Origin of the sequence: Thermocoleostomius sinensis A174 (assembly GCF_026802175.1) — a bacterium.
Classification (GTDB): domain Bacteria; phylum Cyanobacteriota; class Cyanobacteriia; order Elainellales; family Elainellaceae; genus Thermocoleostomius; species Thermocoleostomius sinensis.
The window spans coordinates 4,869,615-4,887,909 of record NZ_CP113797.1 but is presented as its reverse complement, the minus strand read 5'-3'; the positions used below and the strand labels follow the sequence as shown (position 1 = coordinate 4,887,909).

Here is an 18,295-nt window from a genome sequence, read left to right as displayed (position 1 = left end):
GCTTCACATCCCAGCCTTCGCTACATTCCCTCGCCCTGGGATGCGTGGGACACTTCCTAATCACGTCAAGGAGTTTTTTGACAATGGAATTATTATTTACGCAAGCAACAGTTGTTGTTGAATTGTTTGGAGCTGGATATGTTGCAAGTTCGTTTGCCCTCTATGCCCAACGCCGCCTAAATCAGTCGAGTCGTGGTCGATCGCATCGTTCAGATTCTATTCAGGAGTTGTCCAGCGAAAATCCCCCTCCGCAGCCGCCGAAGCGAAAGCCAACCCCGACTGAGCAACTGCGGCAGCAATGCCAGAAGGCCGGCATTAAATGGAGGAACGCCCACGGCAAGAATAAGCACCTCAAGAAAGCAGAGATGATTGCGGCACTGCAACAACTTCAGCATGAGAACCTGAAATGCGAAAGCCCGATCGTAGCTCCATCGCACGCGACAAAATCGACGGTTCACTGTCGGCACGCTGCTTAAGAGGAGTTCCTTGAAGCCGATCGCAATCGCCAGGATTCCATCAATGCCACACTAAGCCCTAGGCCAAGTGCTTAGGGCTTTTGGTTTATTGAAAGTTGGGGATGGGGGGTGGCTGGGGATTAGGGATTGAAACGGCGTTCGTGATCGAGCAACCGATCAGCGATTACCCACTCCCGATCACGAAGGGCGATCGCTTCAAAGGGAGACTGGCAACACTTTGATAGTGGCAAACTTTTTGCGAAGAATACAGGGAATTGTGATGAACCACAGCAAACTGGCAATTCCAAGCACCAACCAGGAGCGGACATCTGATTTGGAAATAGAGTTGTCCCTTAGCAATGCATTCAATAGGATTGCAGTTGTGAAACTAGTCCCAAGCAGGTAAGTCAGCATAGTTGGTATTTCCTATGTATAACTAATTTATACATACAGGCACATTTATAAAATTCCGGTAAATTTGCTAGAGGTTTTGCGCCATTGTTGCACTTTTCGTCTACGTCTTTGTGACTATCCTGTTTTATAGATTTGTCAATGATGTGAATTCGCTAGAGTTTTGCTAGGCGATTATTCACAACGGTGGGATCGGGTTATGCGGCGAAAAGGGTATCGGCCACACAAGCGTCAACATCGGCATCGAGGACGACAGACACGCTTGCATCAGCACATTCGATCGGTCATCGTCTCTGATCCGGTAGAAGCAGCGAAGGCAGCAGGTCTACGCTATGTGACCGACGATAAACCGGGCATTCAACGACAACGACGTGGTAAAAGCTTTATTTACATCGATGTGAATGGAAAACGAATCCGTGATCCCGAAGAAATTCAGCGGATTAACGCCTTAGCTATTCCTCCTGCTTATCGAGATGTTTGGATCTGTCCCTTGCCAAATGGGCACTTGCAAGCAACGGGACGGGACGCCAAGGGACGTAAGCAATATCGCTATCACCCACTGTGGCGAACGGTGCGCGACCAAACCAAATTTACGCGTCTGCTAATTTTTAGCCAATCGTTGCCTACGATTCGCCAACAATTGGCACAAGACCTAGCACTACGGGGATTGCCAAAACGAAAAGTGCTAGCGGCAGTGGTGCAAATCATGGAGTTAACTCGCATTCGAGTTGGCAATGAAGAGTATGCCCGTACTAATCAATCCTATGGTTTGACAACGCTGCAAGATGACCATGTGGCAATTTCAGGCTCAACAATTCGTTTTTCCTTTCGTGGCAAGAGCGGAGTGGAGCATGATATGAAGCTCACCGATCGACGGTTGGCCAGAATTGTTAAGCAATGCCAAGAGATTCCAGGTCAAGATTTGTTTCAGTATGTGGATGAAGATGGCAGCTATCAGACGATCGGTTCCGCGGATGTCAATGAATATCTGCGCGAAATGACTGGAGAAGATTTTACCGCCAAAGACTTCCGCACCTGGGCAGGAACGGTTCTAGTTGCTTCCCATCTAATGCAGGTCGGATCTTTTACCTCCCAAACCGCTGCCAAGAAAAACATTACGCAAGCAATTAAAGCAGTGGCAGCGCATTTGGGCAATCGCCCGGCAACTTGCCGCAAGTACTATGTGCATCCCGCTATTCTTGATTGCTATCTAAATGAAACCTTGCATCAGATCATGGAGGTACACTTGCAGACAAACGTTCAGGAGATGCATGGTTTGCGCCCTGAAGAGTTAGCAGTTGTGGCCGTCCTTGAACAACGGTTGATGCACGAACAGTTATCGTTGCAGGAACAGAAAGTCGCCAGTTAGTCTGCAATGGCGTGGCGGTTGGAAAGCAACTCAATCGTCTGCTTGTAAGAAAGGACAAACTTGCCAGAGGAACGAGGAATAATCAGACACATTAGAGATATTCTTAAGGCACAAGCCTTAAGAATGACAAAAACTACAATGGAGAACTCTAGAATGATATTAATTGACTCTAAAAATATTCTGCGTATTGTCACAATTGGCATTGCTCAGGTTCTTTTGTGCATTGGACTCTTATCACCGCTCAGGGTAACGACTGAGTTGAGTCCTGGAACACCGATCGTCGCCACCTATGAATCGAGTGCACAAGTACCTGATCCAAACTCTATTGACGTCGATCGAGCGTCTGCCAAAGCTGATGAAGCATCAGAGCAAATTTTTGAAGGACTTGACACAACTAAGCGCATCATTGGAAAAACCGATAAGCGCAATCAAGTAATTCAAAAGGCGCGAGAAACGGCTAGCCATAAACTGAAAGATTTATCTGAACGGGCTGATCAGACTCCTGACGCCGAATCACTGACTCCTCCAGACAAACAGGTGCTTGATCAAATTCAAAATTAATTCAGCCCAGTTTAATACAATAAACACATGAAGAAAGGCCTGTTGAAATTCCTCTCAACAGGCGGTTGGTCATCAGGTTTGTTTTGCTCAGAAGCACCCTCTTAACGTTGCATCGTTATGCAAACTTGATCACGTTTTGGTTTAAGTTAACGCGATTTTCACCCGTTGGGAAGCCTCCTTTCCCGTCTTTATCGATGTCTACATTGGTGTGCAGGTTGATGTAGAAATTGCCTGCCAAGAAAGCAGCTTGTTCCTCCGGTGAGAGTTCAAATTCTCCAGAGATTCGGCCAGCTTTTTTGTTGAGAGGAGTGTTGGTAAGGTACCGTTCTACGGTGGCATCGGCAAAGTTACCACGGCTGTCTCCAGCAGGGCTGAAGTGTAGGTGAGTTCCAGAGATGGGGTTGCCTTCAGAGTCTTGGGGAACTTGCAGGAACCCGTTGATCAGCGCTTGTGGATCGGAACCGTTCAGAATCACCGCTTTCTCGTCGATCGCCGTCTCGCCTTGGCTAAACAACGGTGCGCCATCAAAGTTACGGTAGTTGCCGTTGATGCGCAATACACCGCCCTTCAAATCGGCCCGAAGATTGGTGGTTCCAGGGCTATCATTGGGGAAGGGGAACTCGCCTGGGCCATCGCCACGAGCATTGACTATGCGGAAGCCGTTGTCACCCACGTAAAGGAAATCGTCACCAGCACCACCCACCAATTTATCGCTGCGCCGAGTTCCAGTTAATTTACCGCTGCCTTCTTGCACATTGAACCGAACCGAGTCAAGGCTAGCCAAGGCTGCCTCATCGATCTTACTGATAGCGTTATCGTTAATAGCGGAGGCTTGGGTAAAGGTCAGAGAAGCCAAAATGTGACCTGAGGATTTGTCAATGACAAGGGCATTATTGACCGAATCAAGGGGCTGATCGATACCACCTTTCCCCGGATTCTTCCCTTGCGCAATCACAATGTTGTTCGGGTCGAGATCACTGTAGATCGCCAATTTGTCTTTACTTGGATCAAAGTCAAACACTCGATTGGTGGTTTCAGCCCCCAATACGATCGTGTCGCTGCCAGTACCCGTTGTAATGGTATTAAAACCACCTCCAATTCCTACGATGATGTCAGAGTCGCCAGAGCCAATGACGGTGTTTTTACCGCTACCTGGCATCATCAAATCGCCCCGTCTTCCCAGATTGTCACGCAGGGACGTATCAGCTTTAATATTCGCTGCATTAAGGGTTCTAATCACGGTTACATCGCCCAACGATGTGTGATTGGCAGGATTTCCGGCCCCTTCAGGTTTAGCGTGATTGTGATCTTCAGGTTTGGCATGATTGTGGTCATCGTCTGCCAGGGATGCGTCCAGCGCGGCTTCGAAATCAGATTTTTGCACAGAAGTACCAGTAGATTCCGTCTTAGACGCCTCAATCACTGATGTATCTACGGCTGCATCTGCATCGACAAGATCACGCTTTTCATTGTCAGTGTTGAAGTTTTGCTCTTCCATGATTGCTCCTCAGAATTAGAAAACATTACCAGGAGGATGAATAATGACAAATAATTCAATCCTTATTAGATTTAATCCTGGCATTAACTGATGAATGGTAAATGCAAAACAACGGTATCTAGTAAGTGCCAAATTAAGCACTAGATGGTTAGTTGGAATTGACAGTTCTCATGCAACTATGGTTTCATTTATGGTTTTTGGTCGCATGAACGATCGCAGCCAAGTTCTTGTAGCACAACGATACCTAGCCCATGTACTACGATAGCAAGCCTATCTAATTAAATGAAAGCATTGACTGAGAACTGAAAATTCTAGCTGGGCAAATGCAAACGCGAAAGCCAAGTAATCAATCACTAAAACAGCTTGGGAACTAAACAAAATTGCTGTTTAAGAACTTGGAAATGGTTGACTCAATTCATCACTTTCGCACGTCCCAAAGTATAGCAAACTAAATGGAAAGGCAACAATAGTTAGATTGACTTAGTTGAATAGACTTACCGAGGAAATCGATCGAACTGAACAATCCATTAATTGGAACCTCTCTCAACATAGTTCTAATTAGATTGAAGCAAATTTGTTCAAATATGGCGTGATACCAATCACGAGTTCTTCTTACTCAGCGCTAAAGGCCATTTGCCAGAACTTTTTTTCAAGCCGAGCAACTTCTAGAAATGCTCGTTCTGCCTGCTGTTGCACTTCTTCTGAAGCAGATCGCAGCGCGTCATCTGCTTGCTGTTCTAATTGTTTGACATAGGCAGTAAAGCCAGCATTGCCCCAGCGATCGGCAAACTCAGAGTAGGGTTCGGACATGGGCCCCGGTCGCTGCCAACCCTGATTATAGGCACACTCGATCGCCCAATAGGCTACGGCTTGTACAGCATAGGGGTCTGCCACTAACCCCGCCATATAATCGCAGTACTCAATGCAAGTCGGATGTTGCGGTGTGTTTAAATTTAGCTGGCGCTCAGTGGCTTTCGCTTGGAACCACTTCAGTTCTTCTTTCAATGTGCCAAACGCTGCCAACAGCACTTCAAAATGCTGTACTGGGGCTGCTGCCAACACTCGTCCAGTGAATCGCGTGAAGTCCACCACAAACCAATAATCTTGTACTAACCAGGTATTGAACTGATTGGCTGCAATTTCACCTGTCTGACATTGCGTGAGGAAAGGATGCGCCGTAGCGTCTTCCCACAGGTGAGGGTGAGTGGTTAAAAGCTGTTGGCAGGTGAGAGACATAGAACCCAGACGAATAAATAGGCTAGTAAACATGGTAATGATCGCCTTGGTGAATTTAACATAAACAGTAACCCTCCTACGAGATCCTAATGTTAGAGCTTCATTGTCATACCACCCACTCAGACGGAACCCTGACCCCGACGGAACTGGTATCAGCTGCCTTGGCTGCGGGTGTCAAGGTGTTGGCAATTACGGATCACGATACGCTCTCTGGCTGGAACGAGGCAATAACTGCGGCCAAACCATATGATATTGAAATCGTCCCCGGACTAGAGCTTAGCACCGTTCATAACGGTCGATCGCTGCATCTTTTGGGCTTTTATCCCAATCGCGATCGGTTGCAACCACCGCTACAGGAACGGATTGCCGGTCGCTTTCGCCGTGCCCAGAAGATGGTCGATCGGCTGGCAGATCTAGGCTATCCGGTTGAATTGTCTATGCGCGGAACCATGGTTCCAGGACGCCCTCATATCGCGAATGCTCTGGTTAAAGCCGGATATATACAATCGCCTCAAGAGGCGTTCGATCGTTGGCTGGGGGAAGGTAAACCAGCTTACGTAGAATATGAAAAATTCTCAGTATTTGAAGGGATTAAACTACTGCGCGATTGTACAGCCGTGCCCGTGTGGGCCCACCCCTATCTATTTTGTGGTGGACAGGTGGAAACATTGCTGCCAGACTTTGTTGCTGCTGGGCTGATGGGGTTGGAGGTTTATCATCCCAGCCATACGATCGCGCAAACTCAAACTCTAGAAGCCTTGTGTCAACAGTATGGTCTCTTGAAAACAGGCGGCAGTGACTATCATGGCCCGGCTCTTGGTAAAACGGACGATCGCCATACTGAATTAAATCACCTGCATCTATCAACTGAATTGTTAACTCCGCTCAAGCAAGCGTCTATTGGGTTGAGTCAATGAGGAATGAGTTAATGAGTCGATGAGTCAAACTTCTACATCGACTTCCATTTTTCATTCCTCATCCTTTCCTTACGCCAGTCCAACCAATTTCTCACTTAGTTCCCATAACCGTTCTGCTTTGGCATCATCTCGCGCTTGGGGTGACACTTGTTGCACAAAGGATTTTCGGTCTTTCTTTTGGCGATTGCCCCAACTCCAATAGGCTCCTGATTGCCTATAGGGTTGTTCGATGACTACGGCTGCTACCCGATCGCCCGCCAGTTCCTGTGACACATAGCCGCCCGTAATGTACTTCTGAAACAGCGGAAATAGTTTCTGAAACAGCGGATAGTGATTGCGAAATAGGGGAGTTTCGGCGACGCAGCCGGGGTAGAGCGAGGTGAAGGTGATGCCAGTGGATTCGTGATAGCGCCGGTGTAACTCTCGCATGGTTAGCACGTTGCACACTTTACTGTCTTTATAAGCTTTGACTGGCTCAAACTTCTTACCATCAATCATAGAAACAGGTGCTTTAAACCCAGCCGCAAATCCTTCCAGGTTGCCCAAGTCGGGACGGGGCGGAATTTTTCCACCAAGCTCATCCGGATTGTGCGTTACGGTTCCCAAAATTACGAGCCGTTTGTCAGGAGCAGGTGAATTTTTTAGATCTTCCAACAACAAGTTGCACAACAGGAAATGGCCAAGATGATTAGTGGCCATAGTTAGCTCGTAGCCTTCCGGGCTACGCAGTGGTTCTTTTAGCAGTGGCATGTAGATTGCAGCATTACAGACTAATGCCGTCAACGGTCTGCCGATCGCTCTGAAATCTTTGACAAAGTTCCGAACACTCTCCAACGACGCCAAATCGATCGGCAAAATTGTGTAATTTTCTTTCGCAATTCCTAAAGATTGTGCGGCTGCTTCAGTTTTGGGAATATCACGACAGGCCATAACCACATACCAGCCGCGATCGACAAAGGATTTGGAGGCATATAAACCAACTCCAGAAGAGGTGCCTGTGATGATAACCGTCGGTTTTTGATCGTGTACCATTTTGTTAAATCTTCGTTGATAGCTGCTAACTGTGCTCTATAATTCCTACCTCGCACGAGCCGCAAACGCAGTCATGAAAGGTGCTCTCGGTTATCAGAATATTGGGAAATGGAGCCAATCACAACCATTTTTAATATTCAATCTTTTTGATCTTTCCATTCACAGAATTGAGAAAAGTTGATAGATGGATATCGAATTGTAATGTGGAATTGGGAATGGGCAATAAGTAATTGGGAATAAGCGATCGAAGGGGAATTTCGCAGGAACAGTTCGCAAACCGCCCCTAAACAGAATCAATTGGGTAATGGGGGTGGATAGGGTTTGGCAACCGTGAACCCGTGGGGAGAATCTCCGTTCTGTCCCCGTAATCGCTACTCGAACTCCATCGGCTCTCGATGTGACTGCCACGAGCGCAATCCCCTCGGCTGGACTTGCCGCCTGAAACTCTTCACCCTCCGGCAATGCCAACACCGCATTGGGAATATCCGCAATCAGCGCATTACCGACCACAGAAGTCAGTCACAGGACTAGCCAGTTGCCCCTCTGCGGTTTCCAGAATGACTTCGACTCCAGTTTCTGTGAGGTTAACCTGCACCTCTGTCACCTGCACGATCGCCTGCACAATTTGCTGCTTCTACTCATCCACCGTGGTGGCAGGGGGTGAATGCAGCCTCTCCACCACGGACGGATTTCCCTTTTTCCTTGCCTTTTCTACAATTGAAATAGCCTTGTCATGTAAGCACGCTGATGAGCCAACCCACAGGTGGTGTTCGCTGGACAATTCAAGATGTGGAAGCGTTACCCGACAACGAGTGGATTCGCTACGAAATCATTGATGGAGAGTTGTTCGTGACGCGATCGCCTCACCATAAACACCAGCAAGTCACTGGACGACTTTTTGCAGTTCTGGATGAATGGTCACTCAGCAGCGGCTTAGGAGAAGCTTCCATCATGCCTGGTTTGATTTTTTCAGACTCAGACAATGTAGTTCCTGATGTTGTGTGGGTCAGCTATGAGCGACTGGTGCAAATTCAAGATGAGGCAGGGCATTTTTGCGGTGCGCCTGAACTGGTTGTAGAAGTGCTATCTCCCGGAAAAGTAAATGAAAATCGAGACCGCTCTGCCAAACTAAAACTCTATTCAGTGCAAGGAGTTCGAGAATATTGGATTGTCGATCGCCTGTCTCAGCGAGTTGAAATTTATCGTCGTAATCAGGCCCAATTGATGTTAGTAGCGACCCTGCTGGTTGAGGATGTGATTACGTCTCCCCTATTGCCTGGTTTTGCTTGCGAAGTTACCCGTCTGTTTGCGTCACGGGCTTAATCAGAGCAGATTTGTTCAATCTGTAGGCATCATCAACTTCCTGCCTGTCTCCTCAACAAGGAATCTGCCGATACCTGCGGTGCTCGGCTAAATACTCACTAAAACCTGACGAAATCCCTTTGGAATTTCCTATGCTACAGTTCTCGTTCTACTTGCAATGACTCCCCAGCACGCAACTGCTTTACCGTTTTCGTTAAATCAATCCAAGGTTGTAGTTGACCGGCTTGAAACGTGCGGCTCATCACCACATAAATGGAGGTTTGATCGCAGCCAATGCCAGCTGAAATCACATGTTTCCAATCATTGGCTTTTAGTTCATCAGTGACAATCCAGCGTCCATTTCTCCAGTGCAACTGGCGGCTGAACTGAAACGGTGCATCATTTTTTCCAACAATCAAAATCTTTTGTAGCGTTTTGCGAATGAGATTTGGGAAAAACCGCCCGATCGTCAGCATCACTACACGCAGAATCATTAAATTTTGAGGCGTCATTTGTTTTTGTTTCGCCCAACCCAACTGCCCGCGAATTAAGATATCGTTGGGTTCTACCTCAACGGTATAGTCACTAATCAAGTGTCCCACTGCATTTCTGAGTTTGCCGCCCTCCTGCACCTGAAGCGAAAATTGGGTATCGGAGGCGATCAATTCACCATCACGAAACAGCTTGAAGACACCGCCTTTGTTTAAGGCTAAATAAAGTTCTGTACCATCCCGTCGATCAATCAACAGCTTGGCTTGTTTTAACCAAATCCGCTCGTTGGTACGGGGCCGAAGCTCAGGTCGATCGTCTACAAAATCGTGCCAGGCGAGCAGATAATTCCACGTATGATGCCCAATGATGTGATCATCGGCATAACAGGGAGCCTTACCCGTTGCCAATCCTTGCAAGAAACGATCGTTGATCGCCAGCGCCTCTGGCATCCAGCGCCCCACCAGTTCAAACCCGTGCGGAAAGAAATTGTAGGTATTGCGACTGGTGTATTCTCCCCCAAATGATCCATCGGGATGCACAAACTGATCGGCTAATTCTACAGCTTTGATCAGCGCTTCTTGTAAGCGAGGATTGGGATTGAGCTTATAAATTCGAGCGAGGCACGCAATCGTTAGCGTGTGATAGCCCGGATCGCAGCCTTCGTATTCCTGAAACCAGCCCTCTTCGTTTTGCCAAGCATGCACCAATTCTAACCGTTGAACTTTGGCGCGATTCCAGCGATCGGTTTGCAACAACCGTGACAGCAACTCTAGACACAGCACAATCAACGCTTGGTGATTGGTCAACTGTCCACTTTCTTGGTGCTCAGCCAACCAGTCGGCTCGCTTGGTAAAGAACTCCAGCACAATAGGGTTACTTAATCCCAACCGCAAGTAGCTTTCAATTCCTGCCAGCAGCGAAAATGCCGCTGCCCCGGCTGCCCGTTCATAGGGAAAATAATCATCGCACGAGCCATCGGAATGCGCACTGTTTGCTGCATAGACAATCCCAGCTTCAACCCATTGCTTGATAATCGGCTGTCGATAAAATGGGTTATTCGCCACGTTTGTGCTGTAGGCCAACGCCAGTGGCAGCACAAATTCTTGCGCCATCCCGCTAGGAAAATCAATGATTTTGTAATGCCAGAAGTTGCGATCGAAACAGCCATAGGTGGGGCTGTGGGGATTGCGATCGAGCAACGTCAGAATTTTGGGAATTTGGGCAAGGGCTTCGTAGGCAAACAGATCTTTTTGTCTATCAACTTGCATAGCAACACCAGCGCTTAACATAAACCTGACGTAAATCCAATGAGGCTCGTTGCTATCGTACAAGCTAAACGCCAAAGGCTAAAGTTTTCTTAATGTTCATCCATACCGGAGAAACAGGGTTGAGGCCTTGCTGATTGGATGGATCTCGTCAGGACGTTTTGCGAAATGCCCTGACAGTTGGAGTCGATCCTACTCAGCTTTCCTAACTCCCCTATCTCTTTCTTCTATCTCCCCATCCCCCATCCCCCGATTACCTGCCCCTTACCGATGTCGTTTGCGCTTGCGCCGCAGCAATTGCGCATAGGGATACTGACCAACTACCGAAGTCTGTATGTACTGGTCTTTAGAGCCAGCACGCAGCAACTCGTGATACACCGTTGCAGGAACGTCAAAAAATTGATAAATGCGATGGTTTTGAAACACAACTACTAGGCGCTCGATCGCCGCATCATACCCGATCGCATAAATTTGATCTGAATTAACCGGTTGCAGTTGCATTGCGTTAGAAGAAATAAAAATAACTATAGTGAGCAAGTCTCTATATCACTAACTACATGTAGGGAAGGGAGCGATCCTGCCTAACCGTTGGAATGTTTGGAATTTTTAATTCAATGGTTCACAATTAGGTCCTCGTCCCACGAAGATGATAGAAGCAACGATAATCAATAGATAGTTGATAGATTTCTCTAACATTTTCTCTGAGAGGAGAGCACTGTGGCTCAACGGGCATTACTGTTAGTGAATCGTCATGCACGACGAGGAGGGGCTGATCTAGCTGAGGCGATCGAACGATTGCAGCAGTCTGGAGTAGATGTGGTTCCTGAAGCGGTTGAACAATCTTGGGATTTAGCAGACACGATTCGGCAGCATCGCAATCAGGTCGATCAAGTGATTGTGGCTGGGGGTGATGGCACGCTGAACTGGGCAATTGAAGGGTTGCTAGATACGCAGTTACCATTGGGCGTGTTGCCATTGGGAACGGCCAATGATCTGGCACGGACGCTTGGCATTCCCTTAACGTTACCAGAAGCTTGTGATGTCATCATTCAGGGAAACTGCCAACGCATCGATCTAGGCTGGGTCAACAATCGCTATTTCTTCAATACAGGTAGCTTGGGGCTAACGGTACAAATCAGCCGCAAACTTTCTAGAGAAGCAAAACATCGCTGGGGCGTGTTGGCCTATGGCATGACGGGTTTTCAGATTTTGCGAGAGTCACCGCCGTTTTGGGCGGAATTGCGATTGGATGGGGGCACGGTTCACCGATTGCGGTCGGTACTAATTGTGGTGGCCAATGGGCGCTATTGGGGAGGACGGTTGACGATCGCGCCGGATGCATCGGTTTGTGATCAACGATTGCACATTTGCAGCTTGAATATTGAGCACTGGTGGCAATTTGTGCCCACCTTACCAGCGCTGTGGTCGGGCAAGTATGGTGATTATTCAGAGTGGATTCAGGGGTTTGAATGCCAGGAAGTTGAAATCCGCACCCTTACGCCCTATGACATCAACACCGATGGCGAATCTACAGCCCAAACACCAGCCCATTTTCGTGTGGTTCCCTCTGCCTTGTCTGTGTTTGTTCCCTAACTTAAGCCGTCGTTTATTCCTTTTATCGTCTTTCAGGGGCTTCCTTTCCTGCCGGTAATCAACAGTTGTTCAGCCAGTTGCAGGGCATCGATCGGCCAGAAGGGTTGGGGACGTGGGCGCTTCACGTCTGCCAGTTTTTGAATAGGACGACAGGTAAGCACTCGATCGCGCCACTGCCAAGGAATGGCAGCACGTCCATAAACGGCTCCTAGTAAAGCTCCGACGATCGCGCCGTTGGTATCGGTATCGCCGCCTTGCATCACCGTTGTGACAATCCCTGCCTCTAGAGAGGGGGCATGTAATAACTGATAAAACGCATTTTGTAAGGCAATGTGCACCCATCCCATGCGTTCGATATAGTCTGCCGGAGGTTGAGTTTCCGCCTCCGCTAGCCATTGCTGCACATGGGGATGCAGATTGGACTCAGCCGCCCAACTTTTGGCATAGCGATAGACCTCCGCTGGGGCTTCTCCCGTCGTCAACGCATGGCGAATGGCAATCACAAACACCGCATTGGCATCCTGACAAACCGGATGAGGATGGGTTAGTTGTGCATCGAGGCGTGCCCATTCTGCTAGTTGGGCTTCATCGGTGGCATGACCAAAAATGCCCAGAGGGCTAATTCGCATCAGCGCACCATTCGCTTCACTATCCAATGTAGCGGCTCGGATGGCGGACTCGGCAGGGTTGCTGCCCCGACTGATGGCTTGCGCAGCAGCCGATAAAGCTTGCTGGGTCGTATTACCAATGTCAAACGGTGGCGATCGATACCAGTAGGCATAAGCCGCAGCAATGGCAGCCTGATCAAAGCATTCGGCTTGCACTAGCGCTCGGGCTAGCATCAGCGCCAACTCTGAATCGTCGGTTGACTGTCCGGCTAGGGTATTCCAGATGCTACTGTCTTCCAGATTGTCAAGTCCTTGGGGATAGCGGCGCTGAATTGATTGGGCCGTTTGAAACTCGACTAAACTACCGAGAGCATCTCCTACCAATTGCCCCAGCAAACAGCCTTGCGCCCGGGCCAATAGCCCCACTTCCGAGATGGCTTCGCCGCGAGACAGCACGGCTAGGGGATAAGGATTGTCGTAACTGTAGGGCTGAAACACAATGCTCCAATTTTTGCGGGACAATTGCGGTGCAATGGACACCGAGCCGCCAAAACAGCGACCACCGCTATCACTGCGGCCATCGATCGCATAGGTGACGGGTTGCCCTGACGCATCAAACAACTCACCGCCACTCGATCGCAGCAAAGCATGACCCCCTGCATAGTCCCACTCACACGGGTCACTGAGAGAAACAGCCGCTTCTCCTTCTCCGGCAGCGACCAATGCCAAGCGATAGGCAATACTAGGGACTGTGCGAAAGCGAGCAGGAGCTACCAGTTTGGCATTGGCTTTGGAATTGCGATCGCCATCTTGAGAAATTAGTACGGTATGGGTTGGGTCTAGAGATGTAGCCCAGGGTGAGCGCTGCACTGCCACACCATTGCGTTTCAGATCGCCACAGCCCTCTGCCCATGCAAACAGATCGCCCGCATCATCAGGAGCCGCAAAGGCATAGACCACCCCCAGCACTGGAACCGTTGCCCGCAGCAGTCCGATCGAGACAGCCGCACCCCGCTCGCCGCGCAGAAAAGACGCTGTGCCATTATTGGGATCAATCAGCCAGAGATGCTGTTGCTGATCCTGAAACGTGCGATCGAGATGGCGTAACGCCTCACCCCGAATGCCATAGTTTGGAAAAGCCGTGGTCAGGATTTGGCGAATCACCGCTTCGGCTTCCGCATCGATGGCGATTGCTCCGCTGTCCCTGCTATCCAATCCATGAAACGCCGATCGTAGTAGGCTTCCTGCTGCCTGAGCCGCTGCAATGGCAACATCCAAGGCTTGATTATAGGAAAAGGTAGACGGCTGGATTGAGGTCATGGCAGGTGCGTGGTGATGGTGAATTCGTGCTGACGATCGGCAATAGGTAAAGACTTGACGCTAATGACCTATGCCCAATTATTCGTAAACCACTTGATTATTTTCTCAGGTTTCTCAGTGAACGATTAGAAAACTCTTAGGAAATCGCCAAAAGCTATTCAGCATCATGCAGTTGTTCTTGCCCCCACGTGGGCAGGTTGATTCAGCGCCTATGAACTGTTGCAAGAATAGCCAAGACGGTTGCTCAAACTGGAAAGGGAAAGATTATTTAACGTGGAATGAATCCGTTGGCGATCGTAGAATACTTCAATCTACTCCAAAACAGTTGAGAATGAGATAGAGAGAACCCATACTCTATAAATGTTGTTGATGCCAATCGCTCGCCTTTTGGCGAATCGCCTGCAATTCGGTGTCGCTGAATTTATCTAGGTTTCTCAAAATAAAACTCATGCGTCCTTGCGATTGCAGCACGTGACGATGGCGATCGAGAAAGTCCCAATAGAAAAAGTTAAATGGGCAGGCAGTGTCTCCAGTGCGATCGGTGGGATTGTAGCGGCACTGCTTGCAGTAATCACTCATTTTGTTGATGTAATTTGCAGACGAAGCATAGGGCTTTGATCCAACGACACCACCATCGGCAAACAAACCCATACCGATGACATTCGTTTGCATGACCCAATCATAACCGTCAATAAAGGCAGCATGAAACCAGTTCTCTACTTGCTGAGGTGATAATCCAGAAATCAGTGCAAAGTTACTTAAAATCATTAAGCGTTGAATGTGATGAGCATAACCAATGCGTTCTACTTGGGATAGCGTTTGGCGTAAGCAATTCATCTCAATTTCGCTTGCATTCCAGAAGAACCTAGGAAGAGATTGCGTATGTTGAAACCAATTTTTCTGAAAATAGCTTTCGTCTACATAGTGATAAAGTCCGTACATATATTCGCGCCAGCCCAAAACCTGGCGAATGAAGCCTTCTACGCTGCTCAATGCCAAGTTGTTTTCGTGGTAAGCTCGTTCAGCCGATCGAATCACTTCTAGGGGATGCAGCAAACCAAGATTAAGATAGGGCGACAGTAGCGCATGCCACATGGTTTCTTCATCCGTCACCATCGCATCCTGATACGGGCCAAAGGTAGCAAGTCGATGCTCGATAAAGTGTTCTAAGACTTGCAGCGCTTGCGATCGAGTAACAGCCCAGCGAAACGGTTCTGCTTGTCCATAGGTGGCAAAGTCTCCTGTTTTGACCTGCTCGATCACAGCTTGAGTGATCGAATCTGGCGCAAACCAGTGCGGAGTAGGCGGCTTCAGGTTGCCCCTGAGGGGTTGACGGTTCTCTTTATCAAAATTCCATCGTCCACCGATTGGGTGTTTGCCTGCCATCAACACATTAAAGCGCTGGCGTCCTTCCCGATAAAAATACTCCATCAACAGGTTTTTGCGCCCCTTGGCCCATTGCCGAAAGTCATCAATCGACCAGAGAAAGTGGTTATTGGGCACAATCGTTAGGTTACAAGGTAACTCCAGCGACTGAATGAACTGAGCAAAGGGGCGATCGGCGGGTTGCATGATTCGTAGATCGGTGATACCCTGGTTCCGAATCCACTGTCGTAGTGGCGCTTCAAAATCCTCTGCGGTTACATACGTTACCGGCCATTCAGCTTGGCGCAGTTCTTCGGCAAAATGGCGCATGGCTGACCACACCAGTACCAATTTTTGCTGATGGTAGGGACGGTGGCGCACATGCTGAAGCGATTCAATCAAAATCACGGGTGTTGCCGACGGGCGATCGGCACAGGGTTGCAGCGCAGCTTGTTCTGTCCATAGTTGATCGCCTAAAACCCATACACCAACCGTCATATCACTCCTAATCCTAGCCCACCTTAGGCATAATTCAGCGCGGTTCAACGCATCTACCTACAGTCTAAGTAGGTTGCTCAAAATTTGCTAGCAGGAACTCATCTGCACCCAAATGTACTGACCTTAAAATTGACAAAGTAGTAGACCTGAAGCACCAAGTTTCAACATTGGCGACAACCTGCACTACACTGGACAATGTAGTGCTCAATGTCCGCTATGGCGTTGCCCCATCACACCCCAAAGCAGCTTTCATTAGGCCCGCTGGAATCGGAAATTCTAGAAATTGTCTGGACACTAGGTTCAGTCACTGTGAAGGATGTGCACGATCGAATTTTGGCAGATCCCGATCGCGAACTGGCATATGCATCCGTAACAACGGTGTTGCGTCGTCTTACCCAAAAGGGATGGTTGGCGTGTGACAAGCACGATCGCGCCTTTCGATGGCGAGCACTGGTATCGCGGGAAGAAGCCAAGGTTTTACACGCTCATGATCATCTACGACGCTTTTTGGCAGTAGGGAATCCCGATGTGATTGCAGCCTTTGCCGATGAGTTAGATCGATCGAGTGCTGAGAAACTAGAAGCCATTGCTCAGCGCTTAAAAGCTGTTCGCGAAGCCAGGGAGACACCATAATGCATTTCAGCCTGATTTTGTTTGCGATCGGATTTGCTTACGGTGTGCGTCTCTTAACAGGTTCAGTGACCTCATCAGAGCGACTCAACTCTCAGCGATGGGCCCGGGCGTTGCTGCTGTTTCTTCTGCCACCGTTTCTGTTGCTGTCTACGTCTGTAGCCGTGTTGGCGATGGGCACACAGGGCACCATGTTTGGCTTGCCCGTTGGCTGGTTTGGCTATTGGTTAGCCGTGCTGTTTACCGGAGCCTCCCTCTTGCAACTGCTGTGGTTAGCCGTGCTGGGCTGGCGATCGGCTTGGCATCTGCGGCGATATCCTCGCTGTCAGATCAACGGCTTGAGCGGACGAGTCATCAATCAGGCGTTACCATTTGCTGCGCAGATAGGGGTGTGGCGATCGCAACTGGTCATTAGCCAGGGATTGTTGGATAGTTTGACGGCGGAACAATTGCAAGCAGTCTTGGCTCATGAACAGGCCCATGCTTACCATCGCGATACGTTCTGGTTCTTTTGGTTAGGCTGGCTGCGGCAGATTACAGGCTGGTTGCCCTGCACAGAAGCCCTGTGGCAAGAGTTATTGCTGTTACGAGAACTGCGGGCCGATCGCTGGGCTGCTCAGCAAGTAGATCCGTTGGTACTGGCCGAATCATTGTTACTAGTGATGCAAGCCCCGTTGACAACGTCCCAAGCCTTCAGCGCTGCGTTTGGAGCCGATCCAGCCCTCGATCGACTAGAAGAGCGCATTGACGCACTACTGAGTGATCCAGAGGATGAGGTTGGCTGTCCTCATCATGCGTGGATAGGGTTGTCGATCGCGTTTTTACCGCTACTCACCGTGTTATTTCACACCTAATTTGTGCTGTGTAATTCGGACTTTAATGTGAGAAGCATTCAGTCAGTTATTCGGCTAGCAGTAATAATATCGTGTAGGCGGCGGCTCCAAACGCAAACGCTCCAAAGCGGCTCTCTCGTTCTTCTGGAAGTTCTTCTTTGAGAATATTGAGGACAATTCCCCCCGCCAGAAATGCAAATAGAATGGACATAGGCACTTGATGAATGCGCAGATGCGTCCCGATCGCCCAACCGATCAGCACAGCGCCAGCCAGCACCCAACGGCCAACTCGATCATAAGGCCACTTATGGTTCTCCCGTAATCCAAAATCATTGACAATGAAATGCATTGCCATTGCAATAAAAAACAGCATTAGGTTGAAGAACTCTGGCTCTTCTCGGTGAACCAGAAGATAGCCAATCAATGCATTATAAATGGCAAACGAGGCAATATGAATCCAGAAGACACTGACTGTAGTCATTTCGGATTTACCAGCCCGACGATTTTGTAGCTGGGACAGCTTGGCCGATCGTTCCAGTCCATAAAATGCTACCAACCCTATCAACGCCAGTAGGTAAACATGATGTTCTAGAAAAGCTAGCCCTCCAATTGGTTGAAGAGTGAAACCTTGCTGGGCTGCATTTAATTCAGGTAAAACATGAACGAACACATAGGCAACTGAAATACCACTAGCCAAAGATAGCCAACGACTGCGTGGCAGGGTTTCCAGAAATTGGAGTTGTCCGGCGAAAAGATGCACCAGCGTTAAGCCAACGGCAAACAACCCTGATAACAGCTTAACTTCTAAACTTAGGGATGGTTCTACAGCAATCGGCATCATGTCACCTCAACAACAGGTGGTCGTCTCGGGTTGAGATATTGAGCAACTTTAAGCAATTTTATGGTGAAT

General features: G+C 48.8%; 18 protein-coding genes. 8 read left to right on the top strand and 10 right to left on the bottom strand.

Annotation, left to right across the window (positions count from 1 at the left end; genetic code table 11):
- Positions 1-83: 83 nt before the first annotated feature.
- The 3 genes from OXH18_RS21075 (at position 84) to OXH18_RS21065 (ending at position 2,796) form a co-directional block, all read left to right on the top strand.
- Complete coding sequence (locus OXH18_RS21075) at positions 84-476, top strand: hypothetical protein (protein ID WP_268609431.1); 393 nt, start codon at positions 84-86, stop codon at positions 474-476.
- Positions 477-1,065: 589 nt separating this feature from the next.
- Positions 1,066-2,235: a DNA topoisomerase IB gene (locus OXH18_RS21070; RefSeq protein WP_268609430.1), complete on the top strand. Its 1,170-nt coding sequence runs from the start codon at positions 1,066-1,068 to the stop codon at positions 2,233-2,235.
- Between the two features lie 153 nt (positions 2,236-2,388).
- The gene (locus OXH18_RS21065) at positions 2,389-2,796 is read left to right on the top strand and encodes a hypothetical protein (protein ID WP_268609429.1); all 408 of its coding nucleotides are present in this window, start codon (positions 2,389-2,391) and stop codon (positions 2,794-2,796) included.
- A gap of 115 nt (positions 2,797-2,911) precedes the next feature.
- Here OXH18_RS21065 and OXH18_RS21060 read toward each other — a convergent pair whose 3' ends face one another.
- Positions 2,912-4,294 carry a CHRD domain-containing protein gene (locus OXH18_RS21060; RefSeq protein WP_268609428.1) on the bottom strand — a complete coding sequence of 461 codons (1,383 nt, stop codon included), beginning with the start codon at positions 4,292-4,294 and terminating at the stop codon, positions 2,912-2,914.
- A gap of 612 nt (positions 4,295-4,906) precedes the next feature.
- Entirely contained in the window at positions 4,907-5,530 is a 624-nt protein-coding gene (locus OXH18_RS21055) for a thiaminase II/PqqC family protein (protein ID WP_315874773.1), read from the bottom strand.
- A gap of 89 nt (positions 5,531-5,619) precedes the next feature.
- Here OXH18_RS21055 and OXH18_RS21050 point away from each other — a divergent pair, with 89 nt between their 5' ends.
- On the top strand, positions 5,620-6,447 hold the full coding sequence (locus OXH18_RS21050) for a PHP domain-containing protein (RefSeq protein ID WP_268609426.1): 828 nt from the start codon (positions 5,620-5,622) through the stop codon (positions 6,445-6,447).
- Positions 6,448-6,516: 69 nt separating this feature from the next.
- Here OXH18_RS21050 and OXH18_RS21045 read toward each other — a convergent pair whose 3' ends face one another.
- The 3 genes from OXH18_RS21045 to OXH18_RS21035 form a co-directional block, all read right to left on the bottom strand.
- Complete coding sequence (locus OXH18_RS21045; RefSeq protein ID WP_268609425.1) at positions 6,517-7,479, bottom strand: protochlorophyllide reductase; 963 nt, start codon at positions 7,477-7,479, stop codon at positions 6,517-6,519.
- A gap of 159 nt (positions 7,480-7,638) precedes the next feature.
- The gene (locus OXH18_RS21040) at positions 7,639-7,989 is read right to left on the bottom strand and encodes an AMIN domain-containing protein (protein ID WP_268609424.1); all 351 of its coding nucleotides are present in this window, start codon (positions 7,987-7,989) and stop codon (positions 7,639-7,641) included.
- Positions 7,979-8,101 carry a hypothetical protein gene (locus OXH18_RS21035; RefSeq protein WP_268609423.1) on the bottom strand — a complete coding sequence of 41 codons (123 nt, stop codon included), beginning with the start codon at positions 8,099-8,101 and terminating at the stop codon, positions 7,979-7,981. The genes OXH18_RS21040 and OXH18_RS21035 overlap by 11 nt, the downstream gene beginning before the upstream one ends.
- A 125-nt stretch (positions 8,102-8,226) precedes the next feature.
- Here OXH18_RS21035 and OXH18_RS21030 point away from each other — a divergent pair, with 125 nt between their 5' ends.
- Positions 8,227-8,802: a Uma2 family endonuclease gene (locus tag OXH18_RS21030; protein WP_268609422.1), complete on the top strand. Its 576-nt coding sequence runs from the start codon at positions 8,227-8,229 to the stop codon at positions 8,800-8,802.
- Positions 8,803-8,936: 134 nt separating this feature from the next.
- Here OXH18_RS21030 and OXH18_RS21025 read toward each other — a convergent pair whose 3' ends face one another.
- The gene (locus OXH18_RS21025; RefSeq protein WP_268609421.1) at positions 8,937-10,541 is read right to left on the bottom strand and encodes a hypothetical protein; all 1,605 of its coding nucleotides are present in this window, start codon (positions 10,539-10,541) and stop codon (positions 8,937-8,939) included.
- Between the two features lie 261 nt (positions 10,542-10,802).
- Positions 10,803-11,039: a KTSC domain-containing protein gene (locus OXH18_RS21020; RefSeq protein WP_268609420.1), complete on the bottom strand. Its 237-nt coding sequence runs from the start codon at positions 11,037-11,039 to the stop codon at positions 10,803-10,805.
- A gap of 216 nt (positions 11,040-11,255) precedes the next feature.
- Between OXH18_RS21020 and OXH18_RS21015 the strand changes: the two genes are divergently transcribed.
- On the top strand, positions 11,256-12,131 hold the full coding sequence (locus OXH18_RS21015) for a lipid kinase (RefSeq protein WP_268609419.1): 876 nt from the start codon (positions 11,256-11,258) through the stop codon (positions 12,129-12,131).
- Positions 12,132-12,163: 32 nt separating this feature from the next.
- Here the strand turns inward: OXH18_RS21015 and OXH18_RS21010 are convergent, their stop codons facing one another.
- Both OXH18_RS21010 and OXH18_RS21005 read right to left on the bottom strand, forming a co-directional pair.
- A complete protein-coding gene (locus OXH18_RS21010; protein WP_268609418.1) occupies positions 12,164-14,059 on the bottom strand; it encodes an inositol monophosphatase family protein in 1,896 nt (631 codons plus the stop codon).
- 354 nt (positions 14,060-14,413) lie between these two features.
- Positions 14,414-15,922 carry a cryptochrome/photolyase family protein gene (locus tag OXH18_RS21005; RefSeq protein ID WP_268609417.1) on the bottom strand — a complete coding sequence of 503 codons (1,509 nt, stop codon included), beginning with the start codon at positions 15,920-15,922 and terminating at the stop codon, positions 14,414-14,416.
- Positions 15,923-16,138: 216 nt separating this feature from the next.
- On the opposite strand from OXH18_RS21005, the gene OXH18_RS21000 reads away from it, so the two are divergent.
- Together OXH18_RS21000 and OXH18_RS20995 are read left to right on the top strand one after the other, a co-directional pair.
- Entirely contained in the window at positions 16,139-16,555 is a 417-nt protein-coding gene (locus tag OXH18_RS21000; RefSeq protein ID WP_268613227.1) for a BlaI/MecI/CopY family transcriptional regulator, read from the top strand.
- Positions 16,555-17,406, top strand: a complete 852-nt coding sequence (locus tag OXH18_RS20995) for a M56 family metallopeptidase (RefSeq protein ID WP_268609416.1) — start codon at positions 16,555-16,557, stop codon at positions 17,404-17,406. The genes OXH18_RS21000 and OXH18_RS20995 overlap by 1 nt, the downstream gene beginning before the upstream one ends.
- A gap of 46 nt (positions 17,407-17,452) precedes the next feature.
- On the opposite strand, the gene OXH18_RS20990 is transcribed toward OXH18_RS20995, so the two are convergent.
- Positions 17,453-18,223: a hypothetical protein gene (locus tag OXH18_RS20990; RefSeq protein WP_390904403.1), complete on the bottom strand. Its 771-nt coding sequence runs from the start codon at positions 18,221-18,223 to the stop codon at positions 17,453-17,455.
- Positions 18,224-18,295: the final 72 nt, after the last annotated feature.